We start from the raw sequence: 16,719 nt of genomic DNA, 5'->3' as shown, positions 1-16,719 counted from the left end.
CAAAGTACTTTTCTAATGTAAAATTACTGTCTAGAATCAAAAATGTTTCTGTTTCCTTTGAATCATTATCTTATGGTACTCCACTCAAGCAGTCAGAGGATAAGTAATAATGACCATTTTTTCTTTTTTAAAATATGTCATAAATTTTATATATACTGAAAAGACCTTATTAACAAATTAATTAAGGTCTGTTTATCTTTATTGCTTATTACGATTAAATTGAATGATATATATTACCTTAAAAGCACTTTATTTAACCTTATCTTTTTCTTTTGAGGCCAAAACTCCCCATATAAGCTATTACTAAGCAGATAACAGCAGCAATACTAACCTTTATGTAAGGAAGTTCTAAGGCCCACGGACCGTATTTATGTGGATTCAAACGATACATAGACCACCACTGTCCATTTACACCTTCAAAGAATGAAATGACGATCCATAAAAGAACCAAAACTAAAAACCATGAAAAAAAGATAATATAATTAGAGCGTTTTTTAACCATTGCTCAATCCTTCGTCTTCTCAATTCATCTACAATATTCTTCTCTCTTATTATAGTAACAATAATCGGGAAAACTTTAGAGTTTTTATTGAATAAAGAACATTTGTTCGTATATAATATAGAGAACAAACGTTCTTTATTTGAGGAGTTATTCCAATGGATTATGAATATCTACCAAACAGAGTCATTATTTGTATTGATATGAAAGCATTCTTTGCTTCTGTTTCATGCGTGATACGTAGGCTAGATCCATTAAAAACAAAGTTGGCAGTTGTAGGAGATACAAAGCGGTCGGGATCAGTTGTGTTAGCTGCCACACCCTTATTAAAGAAAGAAGGAATCAAAACAGGCAGCCGTCTTTTCGACATTCCTAGAAGGAAGATATCCACGTCGTAAACCCATCCATGGAAAGGTATGTCAAGGCTTCGAACTATGTTTCTAGTTTGGTATTACAGTATGTGGCTCCTGAGGATTTTCATGCGTATAGCATTGATGAGTTGTTTATTGATGCCACAGCTTCTTTGCATTTATTCGCTCGCACACCAGAAGAATTAGCCCATAAAATCATCAACGAGATTTATCGTAAAACACGGCTGACAGCTACTGCAGGCATAGGTCCGAATCTCTTACTGGCTAAGGTGAGCTTAGATCATGAGGCCAAGAATAGCCCAACAGGGGTAGCTTATTGGCGATACGAAGATATTCCTTTTAAATTATGGTCGATTCACCCAATGAAGGATTTCTGGGGAATCTCATCCGCTACGGAAAGGCGCTTAAATCGTTTGGGCGTTCACTCCATCAAAGAACTCGCTCTTTCTTCAAAAGAGATGTTACAAAAAGAGTTTGGCATCTTGGGAGAAGAACTCCACCAACATGCAAATGGAATTGATTTTAGTCGCATTTCTGACGTGTATATTCCGAGCTCTCGATCATTCGGGAAGAGTCAAATTCTGTTTCGAGACTATACAAATCGAAAAGAAGTGGAATTGCTGCTATTAGAACTGTTAGACGATGTGTGCTTTCGTTTACGTATGCATCAAGTCGTGGCACATACTATTCATTTATCCATTGGCTACAGCAAACAAACAGGTGGAGGTTTCTCGAGGCAAAAGAAAATGGAGCGAGCTTCGAATTTAAGTCAAGATATCTTCCCTTATTGTTTAACCATCCTACACACATTCGATCGATTGGAATTTCTTTATCGAACACCCTTATTCAAGAAGAAGAGCAAATGAGTTTATTTGAAGATATTGATCAGCGTGAAAGAGCCTATGCCCTTGCTAAAACGATTGATGAAATTCGTATGCGTTATGGGAAGAATAGCGTTCTGCGAGCTTCAAGCCATCTCGAGCATTCAACAGCTCGTTATCGAAACGGCCTTTTAGGAGGTCATAAAGCATAAAGGAGGAAGATGACATGCAAAACAGAGGAATGAAAAAATGGCGACCGTTTGCCACTATGCCCGAGCAATACAAAGGATTACAAGAAGTTATAAAAAAGCAATCAGAAATACCTCAACCTTTTTTAACAGAAGATCAAATGGAACAAATTAATTTTACCTTGATCGAAGCTCTCCATACACATAAAAAAGTATACCTTACGTATTACAAGCATGGGCAATGTATAACGGAAACAGGAGTTATTCAATTTGTAGATTCCCTTGGAGGGTTATTTGTATTTATAGATGAAGGATGTAAGCAAACGAACAAAATGAGGTTAAGCGAGCTAATTGATGTTCGTTTCATGTAATAGAAAATAATAAAACAGTTTATTTACATAAGATTTCCATACATAATTAGTATAAGTTTAAAAAATATCTAATCATTTTTCCTAGATTCATTTAATGACGTTATATAAGGAGGCTCCTAATATGAAGCAGGTTTGGAATGAGTTTGAGCAGTGGTTAAAAATAAATCGACCAGAAGCAGCAGGAACGCTTAAAGAAGCAGCTACTGAATTAGAAATTGCAGAGGTTGAACAAAAGATGGGACTAACATTCCCCCAAAACCTTAAAGACTGATTAAAGACTGATTAAAGACTGATTAAAGACTGATTAAAGACTGATTAATGATACATAATGGACAGCGTGATGAATATATAGCAGTTATTGAAAATTATACTCTATTATCTTTAGAGGAGATTCTGTATACGTGGCAAACATTAAAAGAGCTTTTAGACGGAGGAGAATTTGAAGATTTTTCAGAAATTGAACCTATTGGGCCAGTAAAAAAAGAATTTTGGTGGAACCCACGTTGGATTTCGATTGCCACGAATGGGGGAGGAGATGATATTTGTATAGACTTGGATCCTGATGAAGGAGGGAAAATTGGCAAAATTATCACTTTTTGGCACGATTGGGAACAGCGTGAAGTAATAGCAGACAGCTTAGAAGAATGGATAACAGCCACGATAAGTCATACAGATCATTAAAGGGGAGAAGCAAATGATAAAACCTGATATAGAGAAAATCTATAAAATTCTTAAAGAACTTCCAGGTACGTCAGTGAAAGTAGAATTTGAAGATGAAGTGGGAGAAATTCTTTCTGCTCCTTATTATATCTACCTCAAAAGCGAGTTTTTAGATGAACAATTAGGCTACAGAGAAGATTTAGAAGCAAATTCCCTTATAGGAAATCAAGAAGGAGATTGGCAAGAAAACTGGTTTGTCATAGGGTATGACGAAGAAATAGGCGGTGACCCGCTCTTTATTGATATAGGGAATGTAGATTACCCAGTTTTCACAGCTGAACATGGCATGGGGGAATGGGACGCTTTAGAAATGTATGATTCTCTAAAAGAGTTTGTAGAAGATGTTACTTAATTATTGCTTCGTTAAAAGATTTTGATAAAAGTACGGCCAGAAGAGGACAGATAGTAGTTTAGTATATACCTAGCTGCCCTCTTTTTTAGTACCTATTAAACTTAGAAAGAATGTAGAGGAAGGAAGGGACTGATGGTAGGAATCGATTTCTGTATTGCCGATAATAAGAAAGAATCAGCTTATTCTACTAAATGTGTAAAATTTGAGGAAAGAGTACACGACTACCTGTTAACGAGAGAATTCAGAAATTTGTTTGAATTATTGACAGAATTAGATCAATATGGTGACAAGTTGTTTTCTGTACAAGAAATAAATCAATTAATCAAGGTATGTGAAGCATTACAGACTATCTGTAGACAACCAACGGAGGTAGATCTGAAGACGAAAACATTTGCTGAAGCATTAAAGGGCCTTTGCTTAGAGGCACTGAAACTAAATAAATTAGTATTTGCCTCTGGCGATTAATGTAAAATTAAAACTGAAATCAATGTTGTAGTTCCATCGCTTCGATAATATGAATTAATAAATTCAAGGGAGAAAACGTCTTGAAAAAAACATTTCTAAATAAAAATAAAACACTTATAGGGTTAGGATATGAATTTCTAGTCGTTTGCCCACAATGCGCCTCTTGTGCAAAAGTCATAGCTTTAGATGATTCAAGTCCCTACGTCGCTAACGTCAGAAGAAGGTTTGTTTGTACTACTTGCGGAACCACAAAAGACAAAGTTATAAAAGCAAACGGTTACGGACAAGCAAGAGTATCGTATGAACCTAAAGCTGATTATGAAGTAATTTTAATTGCAGATCCCTGCGACTGGTATTTTCAACTTCCTCTCTATTTACAAATTGAATGTAGTGGAAACACCTTATGGGCATTAAACCTGGAACATTTAAATTATATCGAAAGCTATATAGAAGCTGAACTCAGGGAATCACATCCCTATTATTTAAGTGTCGAGAGTCGACTGCCAAAGTGGATGAAGTTTGCTAAGAATAGAGAAGATGTATTAAAAGCTATTCAGAAACTAAAGGTGAAGACTTATTAGGTGCTTTCGCTGATTCGTTATAATTGCCCGTATATCTTTCTAATCATCTTATAAATTAAGCTAAAGAATTCTGCAACTGAAGGTAACTGTTAAATAGCCTAAGTATGGGAAGTGAAGAGTTTGTATCAAACCATAAAAATTAATGATTGGATTTTAGAAATTGATGTTGAAGAAACAAAAACACAGTATTTGAAAAAATGGGATTTGTGCGATTGTCTATATTGTCTAAACTTTTATGAAGCTATGAAGTCACGATCAGAGATAGAGCTTCAGTTTTTTAACCGACTAGGTATTAATCCTTCTCAATGTAATCACTTATCACATTTTGATTCTCAAGAAAATGGACGGCACTTCTATATTGGCTGCTATCGCATGGTAGGTAAGGTATCTAACAAAACACCTCTTGAAATTATGAATTCAGATGGTGCAATTGAAATAAGCAATAACTTACATATTGGCTTTTCCAACGATTTAGAATTTGTCCCTGGCGGATTTACCAGACCCGTACTTCAACTTGATTTTGAGATAGAAGTCCCTTGGATACTTGTTGAAGATTCAAATTAAAGTAATGTCAAATCTAATAAAGTTGTTTCTTAAAAAACCTATTCATTATTCATTACGGTAACTAGAGTTAGTATTTTCATTCCAGTATAGGATAATCCAAATTTAGCCATATTAAATTGTAGTATTAAAAAAGATTAATACATATGAAAAATTCTTAAAAGGTGGATATTATATGCTTGATTCTAAAACGATTGAAATTGTCCAATCAACAGTGCCAGTTTTGAAAGAACATAGTAAACAAATAGGAAAGAGATTTTATGAATTGTTATTTGAAAAAGCGCCAGATTTATATAATATGTTCAATCAAATAAATCAAAAAAGAGGAATTCAACAGGAAGCATTAGGATATGCCGTGTATGCTGCAGGAGAACATATTACAAACTTAGAAGCCATTAAACCTGTAATTGAACGGATTTCACAAAAGCATCGTGCGATAGGGGTAAAGGCAGAACAATATCCAGTCGTTGGTGAAACTTTACTTCAAGCAGTAAAGGATGTTTTGGGAGATACAGCTTCAGATGAGATTATTGAAGCATGGGGAAAAGCGTACGGATATATTGCCAATGCTTTTATTGAGCTAGAAGAAGCTCTCTACGAAGAGACAGAGAGTCAACCTGGAGGTTGGGAAGGATATCAAAGCTTTTATATAGATAAGAAAGTAGAAGAAAGTGATAATGTAACGTCTTTTTATTTAAAAGCTAAAAATGAGAAAGAAATTGCCTCTTATAAAGCAGGACAATACCTTACATTAGCAGCAAATGTTCCGGGAGAGAAATACACGCATATTCGCCACTATAGTCTTTCTGAAGCCCCTGGAAAGGATTATTATCGAATCAGTGTAAAACGAGAAGAAGGGCATGACGGTGCGCCAGCAGGAATCGTGTCAAACTATTTACATAAACAAGTTCAGACAGGAGATACTCTTAAGTTCTCAGCTCCAGCTGGAGATTTTGTACTTGATCACAGTGAACTTCCCGTTGTGCTAATTAGTGGAGGTATAGGTATTACACCTTTGCTTAGTATGCTGAATACCATTGTAGAAAAACAACCTACACGTAAGGTTACCTTTCTTCATGCAAGTATTAATGGGAAAACGCATGCTTTTAAAGAACATGTGGCTCAACTAAATAGAAATAACGAAAATGTTACCTCCTTCATCTGTTATAGCTCGCCTAATGAAGGGGATGGACTTGGCACTGATTTTGATAAAGAGGGTTATATTGATTTAGAATTGTTACAATCCGTTGTTCCTTCAAAAGAAGCTGTCTTTTATTTCTGCGGATCGATTCCGTTTATGGAAGCTATTCTTAAAGCACTACATAGATGGGATATACCAAACGAACGTATTCATTACGAGGTATTTAGCCCTGTAGCCATTTTAGGAGAAAAATAAAGAAGTAATTGTTACCAGTAAACGGAAAATGTTCGATTAAAACACACGTCCTGTTTAAATAAATATGCTGTAAAAAAGCACTCATAAGCGTGCTTTTTTACTTTGCCCTAAGGAATGATTCTACAAACGATCATGATACATATAAGTATTTCTACACTCTCTGCGTACAAAAAACTGGAAAAAATTCTCTTCGGTAATTTATAATAATAGAAAACTATGTCGAACCCCAAATATTGGAGAGATTACTATATGAGAAGACTACTCCCTTTTATAATTTTTACCATTTACTGCATTCCATATGTTTATTTATCTATGCGAAAAGATTTTGAGGATGATTCAAAGGTAAGCTATATAATCATGGCCATAGTTACAGTAGCACTGTCTTATCTAAGTGGGCTTATTAGAGCGGATTTATCACTTATTTTAGGAAATATAATTTCTTTTAGTACCTCATATTTTTATAACGCATTAAGGCTTCCTGATTCTAAATGGGAGAAATATTTTTCGCCCTTTAATTCTGTCGAACAAGTAGTACTGATAAGCCTTGCGGCGCTTGTGCTGCAGGTGATTATTTATACACTTGCTAGAAAACGAGCGAAGAGATACATTCGTAATACTATGGTTTCGGAATAGTTCAAAAAAAGAGAGTTAATCATCTAATGAGCCAGACTCTTCAGGTGACCAAATGAAAGAAGGGTTAAAATGAGGAGAGATGTTGAAATTTTATTCTCTAAAAAGAAAGTGTTAAATGAGGAAGAACAACAAATCCTTCAAACGTGTACTTACCTGCTTTAAAAAGGATACGAATCAATTAGATAAGTTAGTTATACAACTTTTAAATATGTAACCGCAAACAAAAAGGTATGTATTTCTCTTCCTACTTTAATTATACCACATAAAAAAACGCCGATATAGACTGTTTATTCTCATTTACTGCTGGTAAAATCAATAAAACATTACCGGTTAGGAGAGATGTTGAATGAACTCTTTAGTTCTTAGCTTTCAAGAAATAAAAGATACACAGCTTTCACTTGTTGGAGGAAAAGCCTTAAATTTAGGCGCGTTATCAAAAATTCAAGGAATACAAGTACCGGAAGGATTTTGTGTGACAGCGGCCGGGTATCAAAAAGCCCTTGAACAAAATGAAACGTTTCAAGCGTTACTGAACCAGCTGACGATGCTAAAAGCTGATAACCGAGATCAAATTGGTGAAATTAGCGAAAAAATCCGCCAAATCATTCTGGAAATAAAAATTCCTTCTGACGTTGTAAAAGCAGTGATTCATTCTCTCTCTCAGTTTGGGGAAGAGCATGCTTATGCCGTTCGTTCAAGTGCGACTGCTGAAGATTTGCCACATGCTTCTTTTGCTGGTCAGCATGACACCTATTTAAACATCAGAGGCAAAGAAGCTATTCTGCAGCACATTAGCAAATGCTGGGCTTCCCTGTTTACAAATCGTGCGGTAACCTACCGTATTAAAAATGGATTTGACCATAGTCAAGTGCACGTATCGGTTATTGTTCAACGAATGGTTTTTCCGCAGGCTTCAGGTATTTTATTTTCCGCTGACCCAATTACTTCTAACCGAAAGCTGTTATCAATCGATGCGGGATTTGGACTTGGAGAAGCGCTAGTGTCAGGTTTGGTCTCTGCCGATTGCTATAAAGTAAAAGAAGGCGAAATCGTCGATAAAAAAATAGCAGCTAAAAAGGTAGCTATTTACGGATTAAAAGAAGGCGGAACAGAAACAAAGGAAGTTCATTTCGATTTGCAAAAAACGCAAGCGCTCACTGACTCTCAAATTTTACAGCTAGAACGCGTTGGAAGACAGCTTGAAGTTTACTTCGGTTGTCCTCAAGATATTGAATGGTGCTTGGCTGAGGATACATTTTATATTGTTCAAAGTCGTCCAATCACTACTTTATATCCAATTCCTGAAGCACATGATCAGGAAAATCGCGTTTATGTATCTGTTGGACATCAACAAATGATGACCGATGCCATGAAACCACTGGGATTGTCTTTTTTTCTGTTAACGACTAATGCACCTATGCGTACAGCCGGTGGAAGGCTGTTTGTTGATGTCACCCCTATGCTGGCTTCATCTGACAGCAGAAAAATGATGTTAGGCGCCATGGGACAACATGATCCCCTCATGAAAGACGCACTTACAAGCATAATAGAGCGAGGAGACTTTATAAAACCTTTACCAAATGATCAAAGTTCTGATAAAAGCAATAAAAGCATGCCGCCTACGAAGCCTAAGACACAAATCGAAAACGACTCGACCATAGTTTCTGACTTGATCAAGAAGAATCAAGCATCAATAGAAGAGCTAAAGCAAACCATCCAAACGAAATCTGGGTCGGAATTAGTCGATTTTATTTCAGAAGATATCGGGACATTAAAGAAGATTTTATTTGACCCACAAAGTACAGCTGTGTTTATGGCTGCTATGGATGCTTCATCATGGATCAATGAAAAAATGGAGACGTGGCTAGGTGAAAAAAACGCAGCAGACGTGATTTCTCAATCTGTACCAAACAATATTACATCAGAAATGGGTCTGGCGCTATTGGATGTCGCAGATGTGATTCGTCCTTATCCAGAAGTCATCCATTATTTACAACACGTAAAAGATGATAACTTTTTGGAGAAACTGGTTAAGTTTGAAGGCGGAGAGAAAACTCAAGACGCTATCTATGATTATCTCAGCAAATACGGAATGCGATGCCCCGGCGAAATCGATATTACGAAAAATCGCTGGAGCGAAAAGCCGGCTGCACTTATCCCTGTGATTCTTGGTAATATTAAAAACTTTGAGGCTAACGCTAGCAAGCAAAAATTTGAAAAAGGCCTGCAGGAAGCCTTAAAAAAAGAGCAAGAGCTATTAAACCGCTTGAAGCAATTGCCGGCTGGTGAACAAAAAGCAAAAGAAACAAAAGAAAAGATTGATCTCATGCGGAATTTTATCGGTTATCGTGAATATCCCAAATACGGCATGATTAATCGCTATTTTGTTTATAAACAGGCTCTGCTGAAAGAAGCCGCTCAGCTTGTAAAAGCCGGTGTTATTTCTGAAACAGAAAATATATACTATCTGACGTTTGACGAACTTCAAGAAGTCGTGCGCACACATAAAGTGAATGATCAAATCATTACCAAGCGAAAAGAAGAATACCGATTATACACAAAGCTAACACCTCCGCGTGTAATCACGTCTCATGGCGAAATTGTTACAGGTGCGTACAAACGAGAAAATCTTCCGTCCCAAGCAATTGTAGGTTTACCGGTTTCTTCAGGAGTGGTAGAAGGGCGAGCGCGCGTCATTTCAAACATGGAAAATGCTAATCTATCAGAGGGAGATATACTAGTCACTTCCTTTACTGATCCTAGCTGGACCCCGTTATTTGTAGGGGTAAAGGGGCTTGTTACGGAAGTTGGCGGACTGATGACTCATGGAGCAGTCATTGCACGTGAATACGGATTGCCAGCGGTTGTCGGCGTAGAAAATGCTACTCGGCTGATAAAAGACGGACAGCAAATTCGCGTACATGGAACAGAAGGGTATATTGAAATATTGTAAAAGCTAAAGATGCTTGCGCTGTTTTTCTTCTTTATTAATAGATGAAAATTTGTCTAGATTTCTATGCGTATCTTCAGGTAATACAAAAAGGCAGGCCATTATAATGGCCTGCCTTTTTGTATTGGTGACGCAGTAGATTAAAACGTCAAATGCTGACTTTTTTTACAGCCGACTGCTGCACATGCTCCATAAACAGTTTGAACAAGTTTAGCATTGAAGTATGTTCTTTTGCCATCATTTCTGGATGCCACTGGACGCCGACTACAAATTGTTCTCCTTGTTTTTCAATGGCTTCAATAACTCCATCTTTTGCCCATGCAGAAACTTCAAAACCTGGCGCTACGTCTTTAATAGCTTGATGGTGAAATGAATTAATAAGAGCTTGATTACCGTAAAGGTCATGCAGGCGTGTTCCGTCTTTAATCATGATGGAATGAGAAGGGTCGCTTGTATTGTTGTATTGATCATGTTTGATAAATGACTCTTTAATGTCTGACATGTCTTGATAAAGAGTGCCGCCGTAAGCAACGTTCAAAATTTGTAAGCCGCGGCAAATCGCTAACACCGGCTTTCCTTGATCGATCACATGCTTTAACAATAGCTGTTCAGACTGATCTCGTGCTAAAAAAGGTGAACCCGTTTTGGTTGTCGGTTCTTCTCCGTATAAAAGGGGATTAACGTCTTGACCACCTGATAAAATCAACCCGTCTATACTTTCTGCCTGCGCTTTAATCATTTCTTCATCTTTTAGCACTGGCAAGATAAAAGGAATTCCGCCGCTGAGCGCTGTTGATTCGATATAGTCATTATTCACATACGCTCGCTTATAGCCTGGAAAGCGTCCTCCTTGATCCACAATAATGCTTCCTGATATGCCAATTAAAAATCCCACTGTTGTTTTCTCCTTTTTGTTAAATTACCATTTCTTGAGATGTTCTTTCTTTTTTACTGCGTTGATAAAGTGTGTTCAATCTCTTGCTTTATAAGAAATAAATGGTTCTTTTGTTCAACTATTATACATATATACCATATTTACTTAATAGAAAATGGTATAATAGCCTCTGTATGTTAAAAATACTAATTGCCAAAGGTAGAAGGTAGTGCTACAATTGTTCACATTCCTACTATTCTTCTTATTATAGTCGGATTAAAATTTTATACAAGGAAATAGGAGTGATTTTAGTGAAAAGGACTTATTTACTTTTCATCTCTCTTTTAACCATTGTCCTCATGGTAGCAGGGTGCAGTGGTAATGCAAGCAAAAATTCTTCAAGTGAAAAAGAAAGAAAAGAAGGCGGAACGCTAAACGTCGCGTCTCAAAGTGAGCCAGCAACGCTAGATGCTCAAATTACTGGGGACTCAGATGTGAAAGACGCAACGCGCAGTATCTACGAAGGACTAATGATTTTAGACGAAAAAGGAAATCCTAAGCCTGACTTAGCGTCTAAAGTAGATATTAGCGATGATAATAAAACATACACGTTCCAATTAAGAAGAGGGGTTAAATTCCATAACGGTAAAGAAATGACTGCAGATGACGTTGTCGCTTCTATTAATCGCTGGATTAAGCTATCGTCTCTTGGAAAAACAAACTTCTCTGGTGCTGAAATGACCAAAACCGGTGATTATACGGTAGAGCTTCATTTACCATCACCAAACGTTAACACGCTTTCTTTATTAGCTGATCCAATCCCCGCAGCAGCTATTTTACCAAAAGAAGTCGTTGACAATGCATCTGATGAAGGGATCAAAGACTACATAGGAACAGGTCCATATAAAGTAAAAGAGTGGAAGAAAAATCAATATCTTTTATTAGAGAAATTTAAAGATTATTCTTCGAAAGGCCGCGAAGTTAAGAAAACTCCTCACGTCGATGAAATTAAGATTAGTTTCGTAAGCGATGAGTCAACTAGGATTTCTGGTATTACAACCGGACAATTTGACGTTGCGCTATCTGTATCAAGCGATAATGCCAAACAAGTTGAAGGCAGTCAAAATGCAAAAGTAGAAACATCACCAGGCGGATTTATGGGACTTTTCTACAACGCAGATAAAGGCGTCTTTAAAGACATCAATGCACGAAAAGCAGTTAACGCAGCTCTTAACTCAAAAGACATCTTAGACAGTTCTTACGGAAACTCGGATTATTACAAGCTTTCTTCATCCATTGTGAACAAAGAGTATCCAAATTACTACAGTACAGCTGGAAAAGAAGAATATAACCAGCATGATAAGAAAAAAGCAAAAGAATATTTGAAGAAATCTGGTTATAACGGAGAAGAAATTCGCTTAATGGCGTCTCGTGATTACCAAGATCAATACAATACAGCTGTTGTGGTTCAACAAGAGTTAAAAGACATTGGTATGAATGTAAAATTAGAAGTATACGACTGGGCGACATTCAGCGATAAAATGAGTGATACAAGCCAATGGGACATCTATCCTGTTGACTGGAACGCTCGTTCTACCATCTTCCAAGGATTCTGGACTACAAAAGGTACATCAGTTGAAAAATCAATGGACTACTTAAACAAAATTAAAGCTGCTCCTTCTGTTAAAGAAGCTCGCGGTGACATTGATGCAATTCAGCAATACGTATGGGACGAGCTTCCGTTTACGCTTATTGGTCATAAAGTGAACATCAATGCCGTTTCTAACAATGCAAAAGGCTATGAGTATAATTTAGGTCCAATTTTCTACAATATGAGTTTAACAAAATAATATCTTATTATTCTAATAAACAGAGGGCTTACGCTCTCTGTTTTAGAAAGGAGTTTACGATGGGAGCTTATACACTTAAGAGACTTTTTGCACTAATTCCTGTTTTATTCATTGTATCTATTGTTGTGTTCTTAATTACGCGCTTAACGCCTGGGAGTCCCGCAGCAATCATTTTAGGACAAGGCGCAAGTCCGGAACAAATTACAGCGCTGAGCAAAGAAATGGGATTGGATGAGCCTGTGGTAAATCAATACTTTATCTGGCTATCTAACATTTTCCACGGAGATTTTGGCTATTCTTACTTTTTAAATAAACCTGTGCTCGGGGCAATTTGGGATAATGTAGGCCCTACGGTTTCTCTAGCTATACTCGCGCAAATTTTTGGTGTGGCGTTTGCTTTACTATTTGGTATATATGCAGCTAAACATAAAGGAACGATTCGTGATGAAAGCATTATGGGAGCTAGCCTTTTAGGTATTTCCATTCCTAGCTTTCTTCTCGGTTCATTCCTTATTTTGCTTTTTGCGGTACAGCTTCGAATTTTTCCTGTTTCAGGATACGTTCCGTTAAATGCTGGATTATTTGAGTATTTAAAGTACTTAGTTTTACCAACGATTACGCTTGGAGCGATTCAAGCTGCATTAATTACGCGTATGACGCGTTCATCTTTACTCGATACCATTTCTGAGAACTTTGTTAAAACGGCAAAAGCAAAAGGATTAAATGAACGCACAATTATGCTTAAGCATACGCTGCGCGTGAGTTTTTTACCGATTTTAACAGTTATCGGAGAATCATTTGCGGGACTTGTGACCGGAGCGGCGGTAACAGAATCATTATTTAACATTCCAGGGCTAGGTCAGCTGATTGTTTCATCAATTGAACGACGGGATTACGCGCTTATTCAAGGAGCCGTACTTTTAATTACGGTTGCTTATGTGGTCATCAATTTAGTTGTTGATTTGCTGTATGCCGTGATCGATCCGCGTGTACGCAATTCTTATCATGATTAAAGGAGGGTGATGAATGTGAACGCACAACAAAATACAGAGACCATTTCAGTAACTGTAAAGAAAAAAAGAAACCCAGCGGTAGTGCGCTTTTTCTCAAATCGTTTGCTAGTAAGAGGAGCGATACTTATTTTATTATCTATTTTGATTGCTGTTTTTGCTCCGCTCATTTCTCCTTTTGGCAGTTTACAAATCGACCCTGCAAATCGATTAGCACCGCCGTCAAGCACGCACTGGTTTGGAACGGATAACTTTGGACGAGATGTATTTAGCCGGACAATGTACGGCGTCAGAATATCATTAATGATTGGAGCCGCAGTAACGATTATTGCTACTGTACTTGGTTTAATCGTTGGACTTTTATCTTCTTATTATAAAATTCTTGATTATATTTTAATGAGAATTTGTGACGGCTTGTTTGCTTTTCCATCTATTTTACTAGCAATTGCTATTATGTCTGCTTTAGGACCTAAAACAAGCAACGTTATTATCGCACTGAGCCTTGTATTTATTCCTTCGATTGCGAGAATTGTTCGTTCAGCTGCGCTTGTTGTAAAAGAAAAAACGTTTATTGAAGCGCTAAAAGCTCAAGGAGCAAGCTCACTTCGAATCATTTGTTTTCATATGGCGCCAAACGTCTTATCGCCTTTAATCGTTCAAGTAACATACGTGTTTGCCGTAACGATTTTAACTGAGGCTTCGCTAAGCTTTTTAGGAGCCGGGATTCCTGCGCCGACACCGAGCTTAGGAAATATGCTGTATGACGGAAAGCTTGCGATTTACAACGCATGGTGGATGACCGTGTTTCCGGGTGTATTAATCATTTTAATTGTACTTGGCCTTAATTTATTTGGTGACGGTCTGCGCGATTGGTTAAATCCGAAAAACGTAATGCTGAAGAAAAGGAGGAAAAAACGTTGAGTAACGCCCTTTTAAAATTAGAAGACTTACAAGTAACTTTTACAACGTATAGCGGAGAAGTAAGGGCTGTTGACAATGTATCTCTTCAATTAAATAAAGGAGAAGTATTAGGGATTGTCGGTGAATCAGGGTCTGGAAAAAGCGTAACGTCCGAATCTATTCTTCAGCTATTAGATGAAGACCTAACAAGCTACGATGGCAAGATTTTGTTTGAGGGAAAAAACTTATTAGAGATGTCTTCAAAGCAAATTCAAAAGCTAAGAGGAAACGAAATCTCAATGATTTTCCAAGACCCAATGTCGTCATTAAATCCCGTTATGCCCATTGGGAAACAAATTGCTGAAGTGATTCGTCTGCATCAGAAAGTCTCCAAAAAAGAAGCGCAAAAGAAAGTCGTAGAGCTTTTGAGACTAACAGGCATTCCGTCTCCAGAACAGCGAGCAAAAGAGTATCCGCATGAAATTTCCGGTGGAATGAGGCAGCGCATTATGATTGCGATGGCTTTAGCCTGTGAGCCAAAGCTTCTTATTGCCGATGAGCCAACAACAGCTTTAGACGTAACCATTCAAGCGCAAATTCTTGACCTCATGATGGATTTAAAAGACAAGCTCAACATGGGCGTGCTTTTCATTACCCATGATTTAGGCGTTGTAGCTAATATTTGTACAAAAGTAGCCGTGATGTATTTAGGACAAGTGATGGAAGAAACGGACGTTAAAACGCTGTTTTCAAAGCCGCTTCATCCTTATACAATGGGCCTAATTAAGTCGGTTCCTCACTTAGATGGCGACAGAACACAAGAGCTTTCGTCCATTCCGGGAACGGTTCCGCCGCTTTCAAACGTGCCAGACGGCTGTCGTTTTGCACCAAGATGCCCGTTTGCAACGGAAAAATGCCATAAAGAAGTACCTATTTTAGAGCATGCCGATGATACGCATCGCATTCGGTGCTGGCACTATGAAAAAATTCAAGAAGGAGAGGTTGCGTATGTCTAGTGAAGCAAAGCAGCAAAGCGCCAAGCCCTTGCTTGAAGTTCGCAACCTGCAAAAATATTATCCGGTTCGTTCTGCTTTAGGGAAAGCAAAAGGCCAAATCAAAGCAGTTCAAGATTTATCCTTTGATATTTATGAAGGCGAAACGTACGGACTAGTAGGTGAATCTGGCTGCGGGAAAAGTACAGCGGGGCGCACGCTTTTAAAATTAGTAGAACCAACGGGCGGAGAAGCACAGTTTAATGGAGAAAGTATTTTCGAATCTAAAGCATCACGCTTACGAACAATTCGTAAAGATTTACAAATGATTTTCCAAGATCCACATACTTCCCTTAATCCAAGAAAAAAGATTGGTGCTTCCATTCAAGAAACATTAACAATTCATAATGTAGGCGCAAAAAGCGAACGAAAGCAGCTTGTCATTGAGTTATTAAAAAAGCTTGGATTTAACGAAGAAGATTACAACCGCTATCCGCACGAATTTTCAGGAGGTCAGCGCCAGCGCATAGGCATTGCGCGTTCATTGATTTTAAACCCCAAGCTTATCATTTGTGATGAGCCGGTTTCAGCACTGGACGTATCCATTCAAGCACAAATCTTAAACTTACTGCGCAGTTTGCAAAGAGAAATGAAGCTTTCATATCTTTTTATCTCCCACGATTTAAGCGTCGTAAGACATATTGCAGACCGCGTTGGTGTGATGTATTTAGGAAGATTAGTAGAAGAAGGGCCAACAGATGAGATTTTTTCAAATCCTCGTCATCCTTACACAAAACTTCTTTTGTCATCTGTCCCGGCAATTCACGAACATGAAAAACGAGAAAAAATTGAGGTTAAAGGTGAAATTCCTTCTCCTCTTAATCCACCTTCAGGCTGTGCGTTTCATAAAAGATGCCCGTTCGCATTTGACCGCTGCATGAAAGAAACACCTGAAGATACAGTGATTGACAGCAAGCATAAAGTAAAATGTCATCTTTATAGTTAAGGTGAAAAGCTGTAGCGATAGAGAAAACAAACGTATTGATGCAGCAGCACAATCGAATAGATAGAAATGGAAAAAGTCACTAGTGCCTCTAGTGGCTTTTTTGTGTGAAAATAGCGGATTTAAAGGGTGGTGAAAAGTCATTATTCAGCGTATTAGATTCATTTTTATATAAAAGATAT

Annotated in this window: 17 protein-coding genes and 1 pseudogene; 16 read left to right on the top strand and 2 right to left on the bottom strand. The window is 37.6% G+C overall.

Annotated features, from left to right (window positions below):
* Positions 1-259 precede the first annotated feature (259 nt).
* Positions 260-502: a hypothetical protein gene (locus AC1DEF_RS10825; protein ID WP_097823713.1), complete on the bottom strand. Its 243-nt coding sequence runs from the start codon at positions 500-502 to the stop codon at positions 260-262.
* A 155-nt stretch (positions 503-657) separates the two neighbouring features.
* Between AC1DEF_RS10825 and AC1DEF_RS10820 the strand changes: the two are divergent.
* From AC1DEF_RS10820 to ppsA, 11 genes and pseudogenes are all read left to right on the top strand, one after another.
* A pseudogene (locus AC1DEF_RS10820) lies at positions 658-1,903 on the top strand (Y-family DNA polymerase).
* 14 nt (positions 1,904-1,917) lie between these two features.
* Positions 1,918-2,250 (top strand): YolD-like family protein, encoded by a 333-nt coding sequence (locus AC1DEF_RS10815; RefSeq protein WP_097823712.1) that lies wholly within the window; start codon positions 1,918-1,920, stop codon positions 2,248-2,250.
* 121 nt (positions 2,251-2,371) lie between these two features.
* Positions 2,372-2,521, top strand: a complete 150-nt coding sequence (locus AC1DEF_RS10810) for an SMI1/KNR4 family protein (protein WP_255255722.1) — start codon at positions 2,372-2,374, stop codon at positions 2,519-2,521.
* Positions 2,522-2,568: 47 nt separating this feature from the next.
* Positions 2,569-2,931, top strand: a complete 363-nt coding sequence (locus tag AC1DEF_RS10805; RefSeq protein ID WP_255255721.1) for an SMI1/KNR4 family protein — start codon at positions 2,569-2,571, stop codon at positions 2,929-2,931.
* Positions 2,932-2,944: 13 nt separating this feature from the next.
* Positions 2,945-3,322 (top strand): SMI1/KNR4 family protein, encoded by a 378-nt coding sequence (locus AC1DEF_RS10800; RefSeq protein ID WP_097823711.1) that lies wholly within the window; start codon positions 2,945-2,947, stop codon positions 3,320-3,322.
* 132 nt (positions 3,323-3,454) lie between these two features.
* Positions 3,455-3,787, top strand: coding sequence for a hypothetical protein (locus tag AC1DEF_RS10795; protein ID WP_097823710.1), 333 nt, complete (start codon positions 3,455-3,457; stop codon positions 3,785-3,787).
* 80 nt (positions 3,788-3,867) lie between these two features.
* Entirely contained in the window at positions 3,868-4,368 is a 501-nt protein-coding gene (locus AC1DEF_RS10790; protein ID WP_097823709.1) for a hypothetical protein, read from the top strand.
* A gap of 243 nt (positions 4,369-4,611) precedes the next feature.
* The gene (locus AC1DEF_RS10785; RefSeq protein WP_477727364.1) at positions 4,612-4,932 is read left to right on the top strand and encodes a hypothetical protein; all 321 of its coding nucleotides are present in this window, start codon (positions 4,612-4,614) and stop codon (positions 4,930-4,932) included.
* Between the two features lie 172 nt (positions 4,933-5,104).
* Entirely contained in the window at positions 5,105-6,325 is a 1,221-nt protein-coding gene (gene hmpA / locus AC1DEF_RS10780) for an NO-inducible flavohemoprotein (RefSeq protein ID WP_097823707.1), read from the top strand.
* A 357-nt stretch (positions 6,326-6,682) separates the two neighbouring features.
* On the top strand, positions 6,683-6,958 hold the full coding sequence (locus tag AC1DEF_RS10775) for a hypothetical protein (RefSeq protein ID WP_251461857.1): 276 nt from the start codon (positions 6,683-6,685) through the stop codon (positions 6,956-6,958).
* 346 nt (positions 6,959-7,304) lie between these two features.
* Positions 7,305-9,911 (top strand): phosphoenolpyruvate synthase, encoded by a 2,607-nt coding sequence (ppsA, locus tag AC1DEF_RS10770; RefSeq protein WP_097823706.1) that lies wholly within the window; start codon positions 7,305-7,307, stop codon positions 9,909-9,911.
* Between the two features lie 145 nt (positions 9,912-10,056).
* Here ppsA and AC1DEF_RS10765 read toward each other — a convergent pair whose 3' ends face one another.
* A complete protein-coding gene (locus tag AC1DEF_RS10765; RefSeq protein WP_097823705.1) occupies positions 10,057-10,803 on the bottom strand; it encodes a gamma-glutamyl-gamma-aminobutyrate hydrolase family protein in 747 nt (248 codons plus the stop codon).
* A gap of 290 nt (positions 10,804-11,093) precedes the next feature.
* Between AC1DEF_RS10765 and AC1DEF_RS10760 the strand changes: the two genes are divergently transcribed.
* From AC1DEF_RS10760 to AC1DEF_RS10740, 5 genes are read left to right on the top strand one after another with little or no spacing between them, the layout of a single operon-like run.
* Positions 11,094-12,632 carry an ABC transporter substrate-binding protein gene (locus AC1DEF_RS10760; protein ID WP_097823704.1) on the top strand — a complete coding sequence of 513 codons (1,539 nt, stop codon included), beginning with the start codon at positions 11,094-11,096 and terminating at the stop codon, positions 12,630-12,632.
* Positions 12,633-12,691: 59 nt separating this feature from the next.
* The gene (locus AC1DEF_RS10755) at positions 12,692-13,645 is read left to right on the top strand and encodes an ABC transporter permease (RefSeq protein ID WP_097823703.1); all 954 of its coding nucleotides are present in this window, start codon (positions 12,692-12,694) and stop codon (positions 13,643-13,645) included.
* A gap of 9 nt (positions 13,646-13,654) precedes the next feature.
* Entirely contained in the window at positions 13,655-14,563 is a 909-nt protein-coding gene (locus AC1DEF_RS10750; protein WP_097823702.1) for an ABC transporter permease, read from the top strand.
* A complete protein-coding gene (locus tag AC1DEF_RS10745) occupies positions 14,560-15,558 on the top strand; it encodes an ABC transporter ATP-binding protein (protein ID WP_097823701.1) in 999 nt (332 codons plus the stop codon). Before AC1DEF_RS10750 ends, AC1DEF_RS10745 begins: the two co-directional genes overlap by 4 nt.
* Positions 15,551-16,540, top strand: a complete 990-nt coding sequence (locus AC1DEF_RS10740) for an ABC transporter ATP-binding protein (RefSeq protein ID WP_047751176.1) — start codon at positions 15,551-15,553, stop codon at positions 16,538-16,540. Before AC1DEF_RS10745 ends, AC1DEF_RS10740 begins: the two co-directional genes overlap by 8 nt.
* The last annotated feature ends 179 nt before the right edge of the window (positions 16,541-16,719 follow it).

It is taken from the genome of Priestia sp. 10L35 (assembly GCF_056395685.1).
Note: the sequence above shows the minus strand (reverse complement) of the source record. Positions and strands in the feature narration are given on the sequence as shown.

What these genes read in the sequence shown, in the direction of transcription:
- AC1DEF_RS10825 (WP_097823713.1), bottom strand. Translation starts at nt 502, where the DNA reads ATGGTTAAAAAACGCTCTAATTATATTATCTTTTTTTCATGGTTTTTA.
- AC1DEF_RS10815 (WP_097823712.1), top strand. Translation starts at nt 1,918, where the DNA reads ATGCAAAACAGAGGAATGAAAAAATGGCGACCGTTTGCCACTATGCCC.
- AC1DEF_RS10810 (WP_255255722.1), top strand. Translation starts at nt 2,372, where the DNA reads ATGAAGCAGGTTTGGAATGAGTTTGAGCAGTGGTTAAAAATAAATCGA.
- AC1DEF_RS10805 (WP_255255721.1), top strand. Translation starts at nt 2,569, where the DNA reads ATGATACATAATGGACAGCGTGATGAATATATAGCAGTTATTGAAAAT.
- AC1DEF_RS10800 (WP_097823711.1), top strand. Translation starts at nt 2,945, where the DNA reads ATGATAAAACCTGATATAGAGAAAATCTATAAAATTCTTAAAGAACTT.
- AC1DEF_RS10795 (WP_097823710.1), top strand. Translation starts at nt 3,455, where the DNA reads ATGGTAGGAATCGATTTCTGTATTGCCGATAATAAGAAAGAATCAGCT.
- AC1DEF_RS10785 (WP_477727364.1), top strand. Translation starts at nt 4,612, where the DNA reads ATGAAGTCACGATCAGAGATAGAGCTTCAGTTTTTTAACCGACTAGGT.
- hmpA (WP_097823707.1), top strand. Translation starts at nt 5,105, where the DNA reads ATGCTTGATTCTAAAACGATTGAAATTGTCCAATCAACAGTGCCAGTT.
- AC1DEF_RS10775 (WP_251461857.1), top strand. Translation starts at nt 6,683, where the DNA reads ATGGCCATAGTTACAGTAGCACTGTCTTATCTAAGTGGGCTTATTAGA.
- ppsA (WP_097823706.1), top strand. Translation starts at nt 7,305, where the DNA reads ATGAACTCTTTAGTTCTTAGCTTTCAAGAAATAAAAGATACACAGCTT.
- AC1DEF_RS10755 (WP_097823703.1), top strand. Translation starts at nt 12,692, where the DNA reads ATGGGAGCTTATACACTTAAGAGACTTTTTGCACTAATTCCTGTTTTA.
- AC1DEF_RS10750 (WP_097823702.1), top strand. Translation starts at nt 13,655, where the DNA reads ATGAATGTGAACGCACAACAAAATACAGAGACCATTTCAGTAACTGTA.
- AC1DEF_RS10740 (WP_047751176.1), top strand. Translation starts at nt 15,551, where the DNA reads ATGTCTAGTGAAGCAAAGCAGCAAAGCGCCAAGCCCTTGCTTGAAGTT.